This is a genomic window from Mesorhizobium sp. WSM4813, assembly GCF_055811555.1.
In genome coordinates this window covers 86,006-103,675 of the sequence record NZ_JBVVQU010000014.1, presented here as the reverse complement: position 1 = coordinate 103,675, position 17,670 = coordinate 86,006, and the positions used below count along the sequence as shown (strand labels likewise).

Here is a 17,670-nt window from a genome sequence, read left to right as displayed (position 1 = left end):
TCTCATCACACCCGTTCGATGATCGTTGCGGTGCCCATGCCGGCGCCGATGCAGAGCGTCACCAGCGCGGTGTTCAGGTCGCGGCGCTCTAGTTCGTCCAGCACCGTTCCGAAGATCATCGCACCGGTTGCGCCGAGCGGATGGCCCATGGCGATGGCGCCGCCATTGACGTTGATCCTGTCGTGCGAAATGTCGAAAGCCTGCATGTAGCGCAGCACCACCGAGGCGAACGCCTCGTTGAGCTCGAACAGATCGATGTCCGACAGCTTCATCCTGGCGCGCTTCAGCAGCTTCTCGGTCACGTCAACCGGACCGGTCAGCATCAGCACCGGTTCCGAACCGATATTGGCGAATGCACGGATGCGCGCCCGCGGCTTCATACCGAGCGTCTTTCCAGCCTTCTTCGAGCCGAGCAGAACGGCCGCCGCGCCGTCGACGATGCCGGACGAATTGCCGGCGTGGTGGACGTGGTTGACCTCTTCCACCTCGGGATGCTTCTGCACAGCGACGGCATCGAAGCCGCCCATTTCGCCGGGCATGACGAAAGACGGGTTGAGTGCCGCCAGCGACTGCATGTCGGTCGAAGGCCGCATGTGCTCGTCATGGTCGAGGATGGTCAGCCCGTTCTGGTCCTTGATCGAGATCACCGAATTCTTGAAGCGGCTCTCGCCCCAGGCTTTGGCAGCACGCTTTTGGCTCTCGACCGCATAGGCGTCGACGTCGTCGCGCGAAAAGCCATATTTCGTGGCGATCAGGTCGGCCGAGATGCCTTGCGGGACGAACCAGCCGGGCAGGCCAACGGAGGGGTCCATGAACCAGGCGCCGCCGGATGCGCCCATGCCGACGCGCGACATCGATTCGACACCGCCGGCGATAACAATCTCATCTGCGCCTTGCGCGATCTTGGCTGCACCGAAATTGATGGCGTCCAGGCCAGAGGCGCAGAAGCGCGAGATCTGCATGCCGGGCGCTTTTGTGTCGTAGCCCGCCTCGAAGGCGGCGGCGCGCGGAATGACAGACCCCGCCTCGCCGACCGGGTCGACGCAACCGAAGATGATGTCGTCGACGGTGCCGGTATCCAGCCCATTGCGGTCGCGGATCGCCTCGAGCACCTTGGCGCCGAGCCGCACCGCCGGCACCTCGTGCAGCGAGCCATCCTTCTTGCCCCTGCCGCGCGGCGTGCGCACGGCGTCATAGACATAAGCTTCGGCCATTTTCCTGCTCCTTGGTTTGCTAAAAAGTCGCTCAGAGAGAGCGTCCAATCAGCAATTTCATGATCTCGTTGGTGCCGCCGTAGATACGCTGGACGCGGGCGTCGCGGAACATGCGGGCGATCGGATACTCATTCATGTAGCCATAGCCGCCATGCAATTGAAGGCACTCGTCGACGACTTTTCCCTGCAGGTCGGACAGCCAGTATTTGGCCATCGAGGCCGTCACCGGGTCGAGGCCACCATTGATATGGCGGGCGACGCAGTCATTGTAGAAGACCCGGCCGATGGTCGCCTCGGTCTTCAGTTCGGCCAGCTTGAACTGGGTGTTCTGGAAATCGATAATCGCCTTGCCGAAGGCTTGGCGCTCCTTGACGTAGTCGATGGTCAGCGCCAGCGCCCGCTCGACCATGGCGATGGCGCCGGTGCCGATCTGCAGCCGCTCCTGCGGCAATTGCTGCATCAGCTGGACGAAGCCCTGGCCTTCCTCGTGGCCGAGCAGATTGGAGGTCGGCACGCGCATATCGTTGAAGAACAGTTCCGACGTGTCGTTAGCCTTGAGCCCGATCTTGTCGAGGTTGCGACCGCGCTCGAACCCTTCCACCTCGTCGGTCTCGACGACGATCAGCGAAGTGCCCTTGGCGCCCTTCTCCGGATCGGTCTTGGTGACGACGATGATGAAGTTGGCGAGCTGACCGTTGGTGATGAAGGTCTTCGAGCCGTTGATCTTGTACTGGTTGCCATCCCTCTCGGCGCGCGTCTTGACGCCCTGCAGGTCGGAGCCGGCGCCGGGCTCGGTCATGGCGATGGCGCCGATCAGTTCGCCGGTCGCCAGTTTCGGCAGCCACTTCTTCTTCTGCTCCTCCGAGCCGTAGTGGAGGATGTAAGGGGCGACGATCGAATTGTGCAGGCCGATGCCGAAACCGTCGACGCCAACATGGCCGATCGCCTCGATGATGGCACTCTCATGCGCGAATGTCCCGCCCGAACCGCCATATTCCTCCGGCATCGAGGCGCAGAGCAGGCCGGCCGCACCCGCCTTCAGCCAGCACCCGCGGTCGACCATCTCGTTTTTCTCGAACTCGTCATAGCGCGGCGCGATCTCTTCCGACATGAAGCGGTGCGCCATGTCGTAGAGCATGCCGACCTCGTCCGCCGCCCAGGCGGGTTTGGGCAAAGCAAGCACTTCGGCAGGATTTGTCGCCACGATTTCCTCCGCGTATCGACAGGTTAAGGCCGGCTGTGCCGACGCTGTCGAGCTTAGAACGCTTCCGCCGGCAGTGCCATCAATGTCTCGGCGCCGCTGGAGATGCGGGCGAGGTGTGCCGACGTTTCCGGCATGATCCGCTCCATGAAGAAGCGCGCCGTCACAAGCTTGGCGTCGTAGAAGGTCGAAGGCCCATTGGCGCCGTTCGCCAATTTCGCCCCGGCTGCCTTGGCCATCTGCGCCCACATATAGCCCAGCGCCACCAGGCCGAAGAGATGCATGTAGTCGGTCGAGGCGGCGCCGGCGTTGTCGGGCTTGGCCATGCCGTTCTGCATCAGCCACATCGTCGCCGCCTGCAGATCGTTGAGGCCTTTCTTCAGCGCCTTAGTGAAAGGCGCCATCTTCTCATCGGTGCGGTTCTCCTCGCAGAATTCGCCGACCTCCTTGAAGAAGGCCTGTACGGCGCGGCCGCCATTCAAGGCCAGCTTGCGGCCGACGAGGTCAAGCGCCTGGATGCCGTTGGCGCCCTCATAGATCATGGTGATGCGGGCATCGCGCACGAACTGGCTCATGCCGTGCTCTTCGATATAGCCGTGCCCGCCGAACACTTGCTGCGCCATCACCGCGTGGTCGAAACCCTTGTCGGTGAGCACGCCCTTGACCACCGGCGTCATCAGCCCGGTGTAGTCGTCGGCAGCCTGGCGATCCTTGTCATCACTGGCACGGTGGGCGATATCGGACTTGATCGCCGTCCACAGCGCCAGTGCGCGACCGGCCTCGTTGAAGGCCTTCATGGTCATCAGGCTGCGGCGGATATCAGGGTGGACGATGATCGGGTCGGCCTTCTTGTCCGGCGCCTTCGGGCCGGACAGCGAGCGGCCCTGCAGGCGATCCTTGGCATAGGACACAGCGTTCTGGTAGGCGACCTCCGACAGAGAAAGCCCTTGCAGGCCGACGCCGAGCCGGGCCTCGTTCATCATCGTGAACATGGCCTTCAGCCCGCCATTGGCCTCGCCGAGCAGCATGCCTTGTGCCTCGTCATAGTTCATGACGCAGGTCGAATTGCCATGGATGCCCATCTTCTCCTCGATCGAGCCGCAGGAGACGGTGTTCTTCTCGCCAGGATTGCCTGATGCATCGAGCGTGAGCTTCGGCACGATGAACAGCGAAATGCCCTTCACACCTTCCGGTGCACCCTCGATGCGGGCCAGTACCAGGTGGACGATGTTGTCCGACATGTCGTGCTCGCCGGCCGAGATGAAGATCTTCTGGCCTGAAATCCTGTAGGTGCCGTCGCCGGTGGGAACCGCCTTGGTGCGCAGTAGGCCGAGATCGGTGCCGCAATGCGGCTCGGTCAGATTCATGGTGCCGGTCCAGGCGCCCTCGACCAGCTTCGGCAGCCAGGTCGTCTTCTGCTCGTCGCTGCCATGGGTAATGATCGCCGCGATCGCGCCTTGCGTCAGGCCGGGATACATCATCAGCGACATGTTGGCCGAAATCAGATATTCGGAAACGGCGGTATGCACCGCGTAAGGCAGGCCCTGGCCGCCAAATTCGACGGGTGCGGCCAGCCCCATCCAGCCGCCTTCGCGGTATTGGTCGAAGGCCTCCTTGAAGCCTTTCGGCGTCGTCACCGAACCGTCATCATGGCGCACGCAGCCTTCCCTGTCGCCGACGCGGTTCAGCGGCTGCATGACGTTTTCGGCGAGCTTGGCACCCTCGGCGAGGATGGCCTCGACCACATCCGGCGGCGCGTCGGAAAATCCGGGAAGATTGGAATAGCGTTGGTAGCCCAATACCTCGTTCAGCACAAACAGCGTGTCCTGGACCGGCGCCCTGTAGATCGGCATGCGTTTCCTCCACCATGCAGCCTGGTCCCCGAAATCAAGCCCCAAGATGATGTTAGGGACAGCATGCGGACCAAATGTTCAGATCGGGATAGCAAAAGTTGACGTTTGCGTAAACGTCAATTTCTTGGTGTGGCAAATTTTTCCGAAACCCACCCGCGAGCGTAGCGGCGGTACACCATCAAGCCAGTGCGGAACGATTGAAATGTATTCATCCCGGCGTAGCCGGAAGGTAGAAAGAGCCGCGCGGCCAACGCCACGCGGCTCTCATTCGTCAAAGGCCGTTCACCGGAAGCCGGCGAGGCCGAATTATCCGGCGGCGCTGGCCTGCGGCGCCGAACGTTCGCTCAGCATCTGACGCACCGCCGCCATCGAGTTGCTCAACTCGTTGATGGCATCGTCGATCAGCGCCCGCTGCTTCTGCAGACGGGCAAGCTGCTTCTCCGACTTGTCGAGCGCCAGTCGCAACTGCTTGGTGTTGGAGCCGGTCGGGTCGTACAGATCCATCATCTGCTTGACGTCGCGCAGCGAGAATCCAACCTTGCGGCCGAGCAGGATCAGCTTCAGTCGCGCCTTGTCGCGGCGCGTGTAGAGACGGGTCGAGCCGTCGCGCTGCGGATTGAGAAGGCCCTTGTCCTCGTAGAAACGCAGCGTGCGCAGCGTTACTCCGTATTTCTTGGCCATCTCGCCGATGCGGACAAGATCCTCGCCGGCTTTATCAGACATGTCATTGGTATTGGCCGCGGCTTCGCCGGGCGAAACAAGTTTCATGGTCACTGGCTTTCCCCATCTGGTGGCGCCGCGGTCCCGGACCATGCGTCGCCTGAGTGGAAGCGGGGGCGTGCTTCCACTCGTGGTTTCAACAAACAAATCGCAAACGGCACAGTCTGTGCACCCTTACGTTTACGTCAATTCTATACCGATAGCCGCCTCACGAAGCAAGGGCGTTGTGCGGGACGAACTTTTTGCCGCATCCGCCAGCGCATGGTCCGGCGCTTCAGGCGCTCCTCAACAACGTTTTAACTTCTTAAGCTTAGTTAACGCGTTGTTTACCACGTTGGGCGAAATGTGCGCATGTCGGTTACCCGTGTTTATCCTGTAGCGAATTTTTCACGGTTTTTCGGAGCGCGGGTGAACCCCGGGAAGTTGGTCTTCCACCGCAGCAAAGCCACGCGGCCGCCTTCGTTTCCGGCAGGACTTTGGGAAACTGGTCATAAGCCAGCAGTAATTCTGAACGGGCGCATCGATGAACAGCAAGCGGTCCTATCTCGATACACTCAACGCCGGCAGGCAGCGCAGGCCGCACACCACGCTTGAACAGCTCAACCGTTCCCTGGAAACGCTGGAGCAGCGGCTGGAGCGGACGCGCGAGGACATGAGCGAGCGTTTCGATCCGCACCGGCCGAGCGCGGAGCCGCGCTATGCCAGCGCCCGGCCCTATGAGGATCCGCGCCTCGCGCAGCCGCCGAAAAGCCCGGCGCCGGCTACCTTCGACCAGAGTTACCAGGCGATCGCCCGCGATATCGACCGCGTGCGCGGCCAAGAAGACGGCGTCGCCGTGGTCGGCAAGATCGCCGGCGAATTGCGCGGCCTGCGCGAGGAACTGCGCCACCAGATGACCGCCGGCCTGCAGCGCGAATTCGAAGCGCTGCGCAAGGACATCGAGCGGGCTTTCCAGGCAAGCGCCCAGCCGGGTGGCCAGTCAGCGGGAGGCGGCAAAGGCAGCGCCGAACTCGGCGTCGAGTTCGAGCGGCTTTCCGGCGCTATCCAGACTCTGGCGGAAAGGAGCGACGACAGGAGCGTCAACATGCTCCGGCTCGAACTGGAGCAGGTCAAGGCCGCGCTCGCCACGCTGGCGCGCGAGGAGAGCGTGCAGGCGGTTGGCCGCCGCTGGGACGATTTCGACCGCCGCTGGACCGCATTCGAGGATCGTGTCGATGCCGATCAGCGCAAGCGGTCCGACGCACCCGGTCTTTCGATGCTGACCGACCGGCTCGAACAGATCAGCAATGCCGTCAACAATTTGCCGGAATCACTGTCGCTGCGGTCGCTTGAAGAAAAGGTCCGCACGCTTGCCGGCGCCGTCGATCATTTCGCCAGGCAACAGGACAATCGCGGCAGCGGCACATTCGATATGATCGACGAGCGGCTGGATGAGATTTCCCGCGCTATCGTGGCATCCACCGTCGCCGCGCAGGCCAATTCCTTCGACCCCGAACCCTTCGAACGAATCGAGACGCGAATCGCCTCGCTTGCCCAGCAGATCGAGGAAGTCACGCAAAGTCACCCCAGCGGCGAGGTTATCGACCGCCTCAACATGCTGTCGAGCCGGGTCGACGATCTTGCCGGCCGGGCCAATTTGCCGGAGCAGGCGATGGAGCGCCTCGACAAGCAGATCGCGCTCATTGCCGACAAGATCGACAGGGCGCCTGCCATGCCGGATGCCGACTACATCTTCCAGGGGCTGGAGCAACGTTTCGACGTGCTGTCCGGCATGATGGAGCGCCGCCAAGGCGACGCGATCGAACAAGGCAACATGCTGTTTCGTGATCTCGAGCGCCGGCTGGACGAAGTCGTCGACAGGCTGGACCAGCGCACGCCGCAGATCGACGGGGCTGGCATCATGGACGCCATCGACGCCCGCTTCAGCGCGCTGGCCCAGCGCATGGAAACGCGTATTCCCGATTCCGCGAGCGAAGCGGCCATCCGTGGCCTGGAAGGCCGGCTCGAAGATATTTCCAGCCGGCTGGATTCATCCGCGGCACAAGTCGCCGGCATCGACCCGGCCCTTATCCGCAGCCTGGAAGCGCAAGTCGCGGGTCTGTCGGCGCATCTTTCGAAGCCCGGAACGCCACTGCCGGAATTCGAGGACATCAGCCCTCGTCTCAACGAAATCGAGAAGTCGCTGGCTGGCACCCGCGATTCCATCCTAAGCGCGGCGCGCGAGGCGGCCGAGAGCGCCGTCCGTTCGTTGGCCGGCTCCAGCGCCAATACGGCGGCCGTCTCTGGCCTCGCCCAGGATCTGAAGACGCTCGAAGCACTGACGCGCCGTTCCGACGAGCGCAATTCGAGGACCTTCGAGGCCATCCATGACACGCTGCTCAAGATCGTCGACCGACTGGGCTCGCTGGAAACCGGCGAGCCGACCGAAGCCGCGAGCGAGTTCACGCAGCCTGCTGCGCCGGTGCGCGCGCGGGCGGCACGAGCCTCAAAGATCGCGGTCCAGGACGCGCCGTCCCTGGATATCGACCAGCCATTGCCGCTGGCTGGAGACATGGCCGACCTTGACAGCCATGCCACTGCTATCATGCGCGTTGAGCCAGGTTCGCGTAGCGAACCAGGCACTCGCACGCCGGCCGAAGCCGCTGCGGCCGCGGCCATGGCGGCGCTTGGTTCGGATACGATGACGGAGAAAAGTGGGCAGCCCGGCGGCCGTAGGTCGATGCTCGGCGGACTGGCGCGCGCCCTCAAGGGTAAGAAGGAGGCAGACGTTCCACCGCTTGCCGGCTCGGCGCCTGATGTCGGGATACCGAGCGCCGATCTCGACGAGCCGCTGGATCCGAAGGTTGCCAACCGGCCGCTGGAGCCCGGCTCCGGCCCCCCCGACCTCAACGCCATCATGAAACGCGTGCGCGACGAACGCGGACCGCCGGTCAGGGCCGGCAATGCCGATGCATCGAAATCCGACTTCATCGCCGCAGCCAGACGCGCGGCGCAAGCGGCCGCTGCCGAGGCCGACGCTCTCAAGCGGCAATCGACGATGAGCGGCCCGGTGAAGGCGCTCAGGATCGGCGACCTGCTCAAGGCGCGGCGCAAGCCGATCCTGATGGCGGCTGCCGCAGTCATGCTGGCGCTCGCCGGCTTGCAACTAGGCAAGGCGTTTTTCTCCGATCCCGTCGAAAGAGCCAGCAATGATGCGGCGCCGATCGTGGCCGCGCAGCCAGCGGACACCGCGTCGGCCGGTACCGCCAGCGAGTCGAAGACGGGCGAGCAAGCTGCAGCACAGGACAGCGCCCCGGCCCGCGCCATCCGGCAGGCAGAGCCGTCTGAACCGGTAGCCGAGGATGACATGCCTGCACAGACCGCCCGCGCCGCGCGGTCGGACGCCGGAACGCCGATGGGCACCGCACCCGAGGCCGTTCCCGCGCCCATGACTCCAACGGTGCCCGATCCGGCGGCAGCGAACGTGACAGCCTCGGCACCTGCGGGCTTGACGGCTGCGGACGCCGAGCCAATGGCCACAGCGCCGGCCGCCACACCCGCGACCCAGGACATGACTGGCGCGGTCACCCTTGCGGATGCTTCGACGGCCATTGCCAAGATCGACATCCCAGCGGATGCCGGCCCAGCTGCCTTGCGTGACGCAGCGGCCGGCGGCGACGCCAAGGCGTTATTCGAGATCGGCTCGCGCTACGCCGAATCGCGCGGCGTCAAGCAAGACATGGCAGCGGCCGCCAAATGGTACGAGAAATCAGCCGAACTCGGCTTCGCACCCGCTGAATACCGCGTCGGCAACTTCTATGAGAAGGGCACCGGCGTCGCGCGCGACGTCAAGAAAGCGAAGACCTGGTACCAGCTCGCCGCGGCGCAGGGCAACGCCAGCGCCATGCACAATCTCGCCGTGCTCTTTGCCATGGCTGCGGACGGCGTGACCGACAATGAATCGGCCGCGCACTGGTTCCAGGCCGCCGCCGATCTCGGTATCAAGGACAGCCAGTTCAATCTCGGCATCCTGGCGGCGAAGGGCGTCGGCATGAAGCAGAATCTCGAAGAGTCCTACAAATGGTTCGCGCTCGTCGCCAAGACCGGTGACAAGGATGCGGCGGCAAAGCGCGACGAGATCGCCAAGGCGCTCAGCCCCGAGCAGCTCGAACGCGCACGCGCCGCCGCCGAACTGTGGAAGGCAAAGCCGCTCGATCCTGCGGCCAATTCGGCCGACATTCCCGAATCGTGGCAGGACGGCACGCCGCAGACGACCGCCAGCGTCGACATGAAAAAGGTGGTTCAGAACATCCAGCGCATTCTCAACAAGAATGGCTATGAGGCCGGGAATGCCGACGGCGTGATGGGCCAGAAAACCAAGGATGCAATCATGGCTTTCCAGACCGACAACGACCTGAAGGCGACGGGAGCGGTCGACGAGAAACTGGTCAAGGCTCTGCTTGCGCGCAAATAACGTCAGATGCGTCGTTTCCGCGACGCCTTTGCCACACATTCGCCTGTTAACTGATTGAGTTGTTTTTTGTTTCGGCGGCGTGGCGAGGTTTGACTTCGCCGCCCGGCCGGCGCAAGAACGAGATAGGCTTTTTGGCGCGAAATGCCCGCAACGGTTGCATTCGTCGAGAGGCAAACTGATCGAGACTGACGGGTGGGCATCTATCTCCCGATCGCGGAAATTTCCGTCAACATCTTCGTGCTGCTGGCCATGGGCGCGGCGGTGGGTTTCCTTTCGGGCATGTTCGGAGTGGGCGGCGGCTTTCTTATCACGCCGCTGCTGATCTTCTACAACATACCGCCGGCGATCGCGGTCGCCACCGGCGCCAACCAGGTCATCGCCTCCTCCTTCTCCGGCGCATTGTCGCATGTGAAGCGCGGCACGCTCGACTTCAAGCTCGGCGGTGTGCTTTTGGCAGGCGGCATCGTCGGCTCAACCGGCGGCATCTTTGTCTTTGGCTTCTTGCGCCGACTCGGCCAGCTCGACCTGTTCATCTCGCTGCTCTACGTCGTGCTGCTTGGCACCGTCGGCGGGCTGATGCTGGTCGAGAGCGTCAACGCCCTGCGCGCCACGCGTAGCGGCGCGGCACCGGTGCTGAAGAAATCCGGCCAGCACAACTGGATCCACCGCTTGCCGCTGAAGATGCGGTTCAGGGCCTCGAAACTTTTCGTCAGCGTCATCCCGGTGCTCGGGCTTGGCGCCGGCATCGGCTTCCTGTCGTCGATCATGGGTGTCGGCGGCGGCTTCATCATGGTACCGGCGCTGATCTATCTCTTGAAAGTGCCGACCAACGTCGTCATCGGCACCTCGCTATTCCAGATCATCTTCACCTCCGCCTACACCACGCTGGTCCATGCCACTACCAACCAGACGGTCGACGTCATGCTCGCCTTCCTGTTGATGGCGGGCGGCGTCGCCGGCGCGCAATACGGCGCCAAGGCCGGCCAAAGGCTGCGTGGCGAGCAGCTCAGGGCGCTGCTGGCGCTGCTGGTGCTGGCAGTCGCAATCCGGCTCGCCATCGATCTGTTCGTGACGCCGCCCAACCTCTATTCCCTGTCCGGCGTGGATCCGACCTGATGGCGGGCTTGAGGGCGTTCTTGGCCGTTGCCTCGCTGTCGCTGTTCGCCGCCGCGTCACCGGGAAAAGCGCAGACGCCGGTTACCGAAAACATCCAGATCGGCCTGTCCACCGACCATGTCTCGATCACCGCCGGCTTTTCCGGCGCCGATCTCACCATCTTCGGCTCATTGGAAAATGCCGACCCGCTTGTCGCGCGCCAAGGGCGCTACGACATCATCGTCGTGCTTGAGGGTCCGGCCCGGCCGGTCGTCGTGCGGCGCAAGGACCGGGTGCTCGGCATCTGGATCAATCTGGAGTCCGAGACCTTCGAGAATGTGCCGGTGTCCTATTCAGTGGCAACGACGCGCCCGCTGCAGGACGTCACCGACCCCAACAGCTACAAGCAATTGTCGCTCGGCGCCGCCAACATCTACATGCAGCCGGCCGACGATGGCGACAGTCCCGCGACAATCCAGGAATTCACCGCCGCGCTGCGCGAGCGCAAAACGGCGACCGGCCTCTATAGCGAGAATGTCGGCGGCGTGCAGTTCCTGTCGCAGAACCTGTTCCGTGCCACCGTCAGGCTCGCCCCCAATGTTCCGGTCGGCACCCACAAGGCTCGTGCGTTCCTGTTCAAGAGCGGCCTGTTCATCAAGGAAAGCTCCGCCCAGCTCGAAATCCGCAAGTCCGGTTTCGAACAGTCGATCTTCCGCGTCGCCCACGATTATTCCTTCCTCTATGGCGTCTTCGCCGTGTCGCTAGCCATGCTGACCGGCTGGCTAGGAAGACTGGTCTTCCAAAAGGACTAAAGCGCGTCGCGTTTGACCAGCCGTCATGCGACGCGCTTTAGGTTGTCGTTGTTATGCATGTCGTTATCGCAAAACCGCTGCACACTTTTGCGCGACATGCATCAGACCCCTTCCGAAAGGTGGTTCCCCTTTAGAGGTTCATGGGTTAGACCGCGACCCCGGCCCGACCGGACACGAGCTGTCGCTCCCCAAATCAAAAATACAGGACTTACGATGCGACCAGCATTCGGCGGTATCGACTTTGGCACTTCGAATTCCACCGTGGGCGTGGTCAGGAACGGGCAGCCGCAGCTGGTGGCGCTGGAAGACGGCGAAGTGACGCTGCCGAGCGCGGTGTTCTTCAACTTCGAGGATAACCGCACCTATTTCGGGCGCCGCGCCGTCGCCAACTATACCGACAGCATCGAAGGTCGCCTGATGCGCTCGCTGAAGAGCGTGCTCGGCAGCTCGCTTGTCCATGAAAAGACGCGGATCAAGGCACGGTCGATCGCCTTTACCGAGATCATCGGTCTGTTCGTCGGCCATCTCAGGAAAAGGTTGGAAGAGGATGCCGGCGACGTGGTCGAGAGCGTGGTGCTCGGTCGTCCCGTGCAGTTCGTCGACGACGATGCCGAGGCCGATGCCAAGGCCGAAGGTGAACTCGAAAACGCGGCACGCGCCCAGGGCTTCAAGCATATCGCCTTCCAATTCGAGCCGATCGCGGCGGCGCTCGACTACGAGCAGAAGGTTACGCGGGAAGAACTGGCGCTGATCGTCGATATGGGCGGCGGCACATCCGACTTCTCGATCGTGCGCGTCTCGCCGCAGCGCGCCCGCTTCCTCGATCGCAAGGACGACATTCTGGCGAGCCGAGGCATCCATATCGGCGGCACCGACTTCGACCGGCTGTTGAGCATTGCCCATATAATGCCGCAACTCGGCTACCTCTCGCCGACCAAGGACGGCAAGCGCAACTTGCCGGCCAGCTACTTCATCGACCTCGCGACATGGCAGCGCATCAATCTGGTCTACACCGCCCGGGCGATGACGCATTTGCGCCAGATCCGCTACGAGGCGGAACGCGCCGACCTAGTCGACCGTTTCATCCACATCGTCGAGCATCGTTACGGGCACGCGCTGGCCGCTTTGGTCGAAACGGCCAAGATCGAGCTGACGGAACAACTTTCTGGTGATGTCGTAGTCGCGCTGCCCGGAGCGAAGTTTGCGGCAGAAATTTCGCGCGCCGGGCTCGAAGCCACGATCGCCAGGGATATCGAACGGGTGGCCGCGACGGTTGGTGAGACCATCCGCGACTCGCAGGTGAAACCATCCGACATCACCGCGGTGTTCCTGACCGGCGGATCGACCGCCATCCCGCTGGCAAGGCAGCAGATATTAGCCTTGGTGCCGCAGGCGTCCGTCATCCAAGGTGACATGTTCGGCTCGGTCGGGCTTGGGCTGGCGCTCGACGCGCAGCGGAAATTCGCCTGACCCGGCTTACCCGCGGACGGTCTCGCCAACCTTCGCGCCCAGATGCGCCTTGAGCGCGATCTGGGCCAGACTTGCCTGCCGGTCACGATGCGTGATCATCGCGAAATCGCGCTTCGGCAGATCGATCGGCACGGACCGCAGGCTGCCTTCGGCGACCGCGTGCGCGACAACGAGCTCCGAAATAATGGTGGCGCCGGCGCCGGCCTCGACCGCCTGACGGACCGCCTCGTTGCTCGGCAGCACCAGGAATATCCGCAGGTCCGCGAACGAGATCCCTTCGCGGCGAGCAAGATCTTCCAGCACCTCGCGGGTGCCCGATCCGCCTTCCCTGATGATCCAGCGGAGCTCCCTGATATCGCGATACCCGCGCGAGACTTCTGCGATCTCGGGATGCGAATGCGCCACGACCAGCATCAGGCGATCCACATCGACCTTGGCGCGCCGCAATATGTCGGAATCAGTGCGCCCTTCGACCAGGCCAAAATCCGCCGTGCCGTCCAGGACATTGGTCTCGACCTGTCTGGTGTTGCCGATGGTCACGCTCAGCCTGACGGCGGGATAGGCCTCGTGGAAGGAGGCCAGGCGGCGCGGCAGCCAATAGCTGGCGATAGTTTGGCTGGCGGCGATCGAAAGGCTGCCGGTAATCGTCTGCGAGACGTGCTCCAGCACATTGTGAGCGGCAGCCGCCCGTTCGAGCACGGCCTTTGCCTCGGGCAGGAACCTGCGCCCGGTCTGAGCCAGCTCGATGTTGCGGCCGACCCGGTTGAACAGCTGGACGCCGTGCTGCTGTTCGAGCGAGCGGATAGCGGCCGACGCCGCTGACTGCGAAATGCCCAGCAGCTCGGCCGCCTTGGTCATATGCCCTCGCTCGGCGACAGCAACGAAGATCCGCAATTGCTCCAGGGTCATGGGTGAATTAAGAAACAAATTCGATTGGAATTACAAGAGCAACTTGTTAGACGGATCGATTGCTTTGTTCTAAGTTTCTGAAAGAAATTGGAAAAACATCGCGGCCAAGCCACAAAGGGTAGAATGTGATCGGGCGGTTCAAATCCCTGTTTGCCCATTGGACCTGCAGCCTGCGGCGCCGGCTTGCCGGCGACCGCTATCACCCGGAAGAGCACTACATGCGCGGCCCCGGGCCGAAGACGAGAGCCAAATTCACGGCTTACCGAAGCACCGGGTCATGACCCACGGGCCGCTGCGCGGCGCCAATTCCGCACCGTCCCAACGTTCGCTTGCCGACACGCACGCGCCCGACGAGGGCGATGGCGTCGATACGTCGCCTGATATCTCCGACAGCATCGCCAAGACCACCTGCTACATGTGCGCCTGCCGCTGCGGCATCGACGTCCACATCAAGGATGGCAAGGTCCGCTACATCAACGGCAACAAGGACCATCCGGTCAATCGCGGCGTGCTGTGCGGCAAGGGCAGCGCCGGCATCATGCAGCATTACAGCCCGGCTCGGTTGAAGAAACCATTGCTGCGCACCGGTCCGCGCGGCTCGGGAGAGTTTCGCGAAATCGAGTGGGAGGAAGCATTTTCCATCGCGACGGAACGGCTTTCAAAGGTACGCCGCACCGACCCGAAGAAATTCGCCTTCTTCACCGGGCGCGATCAGTCGCAATCCTTGACCGGCTGGTGGGCGAGCCAGTTCGGCACGCCGAATTTCGCCGCACATGGCGGCTTCTGCTCGGTCAACATGGCGGCCGGCGGGCTCTATACGATCGGCGGCTCGTTCTGGGAGTTCGGCGAACCCGACTGGGACAACACCAAATACTTCATGCTGTTCGGTGTCGCCGAGGACCATGATTCCAATCCGATCAAGATCGGCCTCGGCAAGCTCAAGGCGCGCGGCGCCAAGGTGGTTTCGATCAATCCGTGCCGCACCGGCTACAACGCCATCGCCGATGACTGGATCGGCATCCGGCCCGGCACCGACGGCCTGTTCGTGTTTGCTCTCATCCATGAACTGCTGAAGGCCGGCCGCGTCGATCTCGATTATTTGCTGCGCTACACCAACGCCCATGTCCTCGTCATCCAGGAGCCGAATGCTGCCGATGACGGGCTGTTCGCGCGCGACAATGGCGGCAATCCGCTGGCCTGGGACAGGGTGGCGAAAGTGCCCGTCAGCGCCACCGATACCGACGCAAAGCCGGCGCTGACCGGCAACTTCCAGGTCGATGGCCACCGCTGCGTTCCGGTCTTCCAGCTCGTCGCCGACCGCTATCTGCAGGAGAGCTATTCTCCCGACGCGGTCGCCGAATGCTGTGGCGTTTCAGCCGATACGATCCGACGCATTGCCGCCGAACTGGCGCATGTCGCTTTCGAGCAGGCAATCGAACTGCCGATAGCGTGGACCGACTGGGCCGGCCGCGGGCACGAGACGGTCAAGGGACGGCCGGTGTCGATGCATGCGATGCGCGGCATCTCGGCCCATTCGAACGGCTTTCACACCTGCCGCGCCATCCACCTGCTCCAGGTGCTTCTTGGAACGGTGGACGTGCCGGGCGGGTTCCGCTTCAAGCCGCCCTATCCCCGTTCGGCGCCGCCGGGGCCGAAGCCGGCGGGCAAGGACGTCAGGCCGATGACGCCGCTCAAAGGCATGCCGCTTGGCTTCGTCTGCGGACCGGACGATCTGCTGGTCGATGCCGCCGGCACGCCTGTTCGCATCGACAAGGCCTTCTCGTGGGACGCGCCGCTCGCCGCGCACGGCCTCATGCACACGGTCATCCGCAACGCCTGGGCCGGCGATCCCTACAAGATCGATACGCTGATGATGTACATGTCCAACATGGCCTGGAACTCGTCGATGAACACCGTCGAGACGATGGCGATGCTGACCGACAGCGACGAGGCCGGCAACTACAAGATCCCGTTCATCATCTATTCCGACGCCTATTATTCCGAGACTGTGCCGTTCGCCGATCTCGTGCTTCCCGACACCACCTATCTCGAAAGGCATGACTGCATCAGCCTGCTCGATCGGCCGATCAGCCATGCCGACGGCCCGGGCGACGCCATCCGCCATCCCGTCGTCGAGCCAGACCGCGACGTGCGGCCGTTCCAGACAGTGCTGATCGAGCTCGGCGCGCGGCTCGGCCTGCCCGGCTTCGTCGACGACGACGGCTCGGCCAAATACCGCGACTATGCCGATTACATCGTCAATCATGAGCGCACGCCGGGCGTCGGCCCGCTCGCCGGCTGGCGCGGCAAGGACGGGACTTCGATCGGCAAGGGTGACGCCAATCCCGACCAGCTTCAGCGCTACATCGACAATGGCGGCTTCTGGCACCATGATTTTGCGGACGACCAGCGCTACTACAAGATGGCCAACCGCTCCTATCTCGATTTCGCCGAGAATATGGGCTTTATCCCGAAGGCCGAGCCGATCGTCTTCCAGCTCTATTCCGAGCCGATGCAGCGCTTTCGCCTCGCCGCGCGCGGCCATGGTAGGATGCGGCCGCCGGAGGCGGAGCGCAGCCGCATCGAGACCTATATGGATCCGCTGCCATTCTGGTATGCGCCCTTCGAGGAGGCCGCTGTCGACCTCGAGAAATACAAGCTGCACGCGCTGACACAGCGGCCGATGCATATGTACCACTCCTGGGGTTCGCAGAACGCGTGGCTGCGGCAGATCACCAGCCAAAACCGGCTGTTCGTGCACAACCGGACCGCGGCCGGCCTCGGCCTTGTCGATGACGACTGGGTGTGGATCGAGAGCATCAACGGCAGGGTCAAGGGGCAGATCAAGCTGGTCGACGGGGTCAACGCCGACACGGTGTGGACCTGGAACGCGATCGGCAAACGGCGCGGCAGCTGGGGGCTGAAGGACGACGCCGCCGAATCGAATCGCGGCTTCCTGCTCAACCATATCATCGGCGACCAGACCTCCGCGGATGCGAACGGCAAGCGCTATTCGAATTCCGATCCGGTGACCGGCCAGGCGGCATGGTTCGACCTGCGCGTCCGCATCGTCAAATGCGCGGCTGAAGAAGCCGGCTTCACCGAGCCGCAGTTCGAGCGCTTCCGGCAGCCGCCGCATTTCGAACCCTCGCCCGACAAGCTCAGTTTCGGGGCCGAGTTCCGCCGGGAAAGAGAGGCTGCCAGACCATGACCTGCCTTCCCGCCCATACCGACAAGAAGCTCGGCCTGGTCATCGATCTCGACACCTGCGTCGGTTGCCAGGCCTGCGTCACCGCCTGCAAGGAATGGAACACCGGCGGTCACATGGCGCCGCTGACCGACATCGATCCCTATGGCGGCGATGTCGACGGGGTCTGGTTCAACCGCGTGCACAGCTATGAGCACATAACGGAGATGGGTGGGCGCACGGTCAATTTCCCACGCTCCTGCCTGCATTGCGAGACACCGGCCTGCGTCACCGTCTGCCCGACCGGCGCCTCCTACAAACGGGCCTCGGACGGCATCGTGCTGGTCGACGAGGACAAGTGCATCGGCTGCAAATTGTGCAGCTGGGCCTGCCCCTACGGCGCGCGTGAATTCGACACGAGTGTCGGCGTGATGAAGAAATGCACGCTATGCGTCGACCGCATCTATAACGACAATCTGGCCGAAGAAGACCGCGTGCCGGCCTGCGTCGCGGCCTGCCCAACCAGCGCGCGGCATTTCGGCGATCTCGGCGACCCGGCGTCGGCGATCTCGCAACTGGTGGCCGAGCGCGGCGGCGTCGACCTGATGCCCGAACTCGGCTATCACCCGACCAACAAATATTTACCGCCGCGCGCCCATACCACACGCGCCGCATCGGTGCCGGCGCTGGCGCTCGAACCGGTGCGAGCCGAAGGCGGCTTCCTTGGCTGGGTCGACCGCATGCTTTCGCACTGAT

At 63.3% G+C, this 17,670-nt stretch carries 11 protein-coding genes; 6 read left to right on the top strand and 5 right to left on the bottom strand.

What is annotated here, in order from left to right; genetic code table 11:
• Window positions 1-5: 5 nt before the first annotated feature.
• The 4 genes from AC0L25_RS10655 to AC0L25_RS10640 all read right to left on the bottom strand — a co-directional run bounded on the left by AC0L25_RS10655 (window position 6) and on the right by AC0L25_RS10640 (window position 5,036).
• A complete protein-coding gene (locus AC0L25_RS10655) occupies window positions 6-1,214 on the bottom strand; it encodes an acetyl-CoA C-acetyltransferase (protein ID WP_473595436.1) in 1,209 nt (402 codons plus the stop codon).
• Between the two features lie 31 nt (window positions 1,215-1,245).
• Window positions 1,246-2,418: an acyl-CoA dehydrogenase family protein gene (locus AC0L25_RS10650; protein WP_473595435.1), complete on the bottom strand. Its 1,173-nt coding sequence runs from the start codon at window positions 2,416-2,418 to the stop codon at window positions 1,246-1,248.
• Between the two features lie 53 nt (window positions 2,419-2,471).
• A complete protein-coding gene (locus AC0L25_RS10645) occupies window positions 2,472-4,268 on the bottom strand; it encodes an acyl-CoA dehydrogenase (protein WP_473595434.1) in 1,797 nt (598 codons plus the stop codon).
• A gap of 306 nt (window positions 4,269-4,574) precedes the next feature.
• On the bottom strand, window positions 4,575-5,036 hold the full coding sequence (locus tag AC0L25_RS10640) for a MerR family transcriptional regulator (RefSeq protein WP_473595461.1): 462 nt from the start codon (window positions 5,034-5,036) through the stop codon (window positions 4,575-4,577).
• Between the two features lie 475 nt (window positions 5,037-5,511).
• Here AC0L25_RS10640 and AC0L25_RS10635 point away from each other — a divergent pair, with 475 nt between their 5' ends.
• The 4 genes from AC0L25_RS10635 to AC0L25_RS10620 all read left to right on the top strand — a co-directional run bounded on the left by AC0L25_RS10635 (window position 5,512) and on the right by AC0L25_RS10620 (window position 12,818).
• Window positions 5,512-9,441: a peptidoglycan-binding protein gene (locus AC0L25_RS10635; RefSeq protein ID WP_473595433.1), complete on the top strand. Its 3,930-nt coding sequence runs from the start codon at window positions 5,512-5,514 to the stop codon at window positions 9,439-9,441.
• Window positions 9,442-9,633: 192 nt separating this feature from the next.
• On the top strand, window positions 9,634-10,557 hold the full coding sequence (locus tag AC0L25_RS10630) for a sulfite exporter TauE/SafE family protein (protein WP_095493560.1): 924 nt from the start codon (window positions 9,634-9,636) through the stop codon (window positions 10,555-10,557).
• Window positions 10,557-11,348, top strand: a complete 792-nt coding sequence (locus AC0L25_RS10625) for a TIGR02186 family protein (RefSeq protein ID WP_473595432.1) — start codon at window positions 10,557-10,559, stop codon at window positions 11,346-11,348. Before AC0L25_RS10630 ends, AC0L25_RS10625 begins: the two co-directional genes overlap by 1 nt.
• 213 nt (window positions 11,349-11,561) lie before the next feature.
• Complete coding sequence (locus tag AC0L25_RS10620; RefSeq protein WP_473595431.1) at window positions 11,562-12,818, top strand: Hsp70 family protein; 1,257 nt, start codon at window positions 11,562-11,564, stop codon at window positions 12,816-12,818.
• A 6-nt stretch (window positions 12,819-12,824) separates the two neighbouring features.
• On the opposite strand, the gene AC0L25_RS10615 is transcribed toward AC0L25_RS10620, so the two are convergent.
• A complete protein-coding gene (locus AC0L25_RS10615) occupies window positions 12,825-13,727 on the bottom strand; it encodes a LysR substrate-binding domain-containing protein (protein WP_473595430.1) in 903 nt (300 codons plus the stop codon).
• A gap of 277 nt (window positions 13,728-14,004) precedes the next feature.
• Between AC0L25_RS10615 and AC0L25_RS10610 the strand changes: the two genes are divergently transcribed.
• Window positions 14,005-16,938: a molybdopterin oxidoreductase family protein gene (locus AC0L25_RS10610; RefSeq protein WP_473595429.1), complete on the top strand. Its 2,934-nt coding sequence runs from the start codon at window positions 14,005-14,007 to the stop codon at window positions 16,936-16,938.
• Window positions 16,935-17,669, top strand: a complete 735-nt coding sequence (locus AC0L25_RS10605; RefSeq protein ID WP_473595428.1) for a 4Fe-4S dicluster domain-containing protein — start codon at window positions 16,935-16,937, stop codon at window positions 17,667-17,669. Before AC0L25_RS10610 ends, AC0L25_RS10605 begins: the two co-directional genes overlap by 4 nt.
• The last annotated feature ends 1 nt before the right edge of the window (window position 17,670 follow it).

What these genes read in the sequence shown, in the direction of transcription:
- AC0L25_RS10655 (WP_473595436.1), bottom strand. Translation starts at nt 1,214, where the DNA reads ATGGCCGAAGCTTATGTCTATGACGCCGTGCGCACGCCGCGCGGCAGG.
- AC0L25_RS10645 (WP_473595434.1), bottom strand. Translation starts at nt 4,268, where the DNA reads ATGCCGATCTACAGGGCGCCGGTCCAGGACACGCTGTTTGTGCTGAAC.
- AC0L25_RS10640 (WP_473595461.1), bottom strand. Translation starts at nt 5,036, where the DNA reads ATGAAACTTGTTTCGCCCGGCGAAGCCGCGGCCAATACCAATGACATG.
- AC0L25_RS10635 (WP_473595433.1), top strand. Translation starts at nt 5,512, where the DNA reads ATGAACAGCAAGCGGTCCTATCTCGATACACTCAACGCCGGCAGGCAG.
- AC0L25_RS10625 (WP_473595432.1), top strand. Translation starts at nt 10,557, where the DNA reads ATGGCGGGCTTGAGGGCGTTCTTGGCCGTTGCCTCGCTGTCGCTGTTC.
- AC0L25_RS10620 (WP_473595431.1), top strand. Translation starts at nt 11,562, where the DNA reads ATGCGACCAGCATTCGGCGGTATCGACTTTGGCACTTCGAATTCCACC.
- AC0L25_RS10615 (WP_473595430.1), bottom strand. Translation starts at nt 13,727, where the DNA reads ATGACCCTGGAGCAATTGCGGATCTTCGTTGCTGTCGCCGAGCGAGGG.
- AC0L25_RS10610 (WP_473595429.1), top strand. Translation starts at nt 14,005, where the DNA reads ATGACCCACGGGCCGCTGCGCGGCGCCAATTCCGCACCGTCCCAACGT.
- AC0L25_RS10605 (WP_473595428.1), top strand. Translation starts at nt 16,935, where the DNA reads ATGACCTGCCTTCCCGCCCATACCGACAAGAAGCTCGGCCTGGTCATC.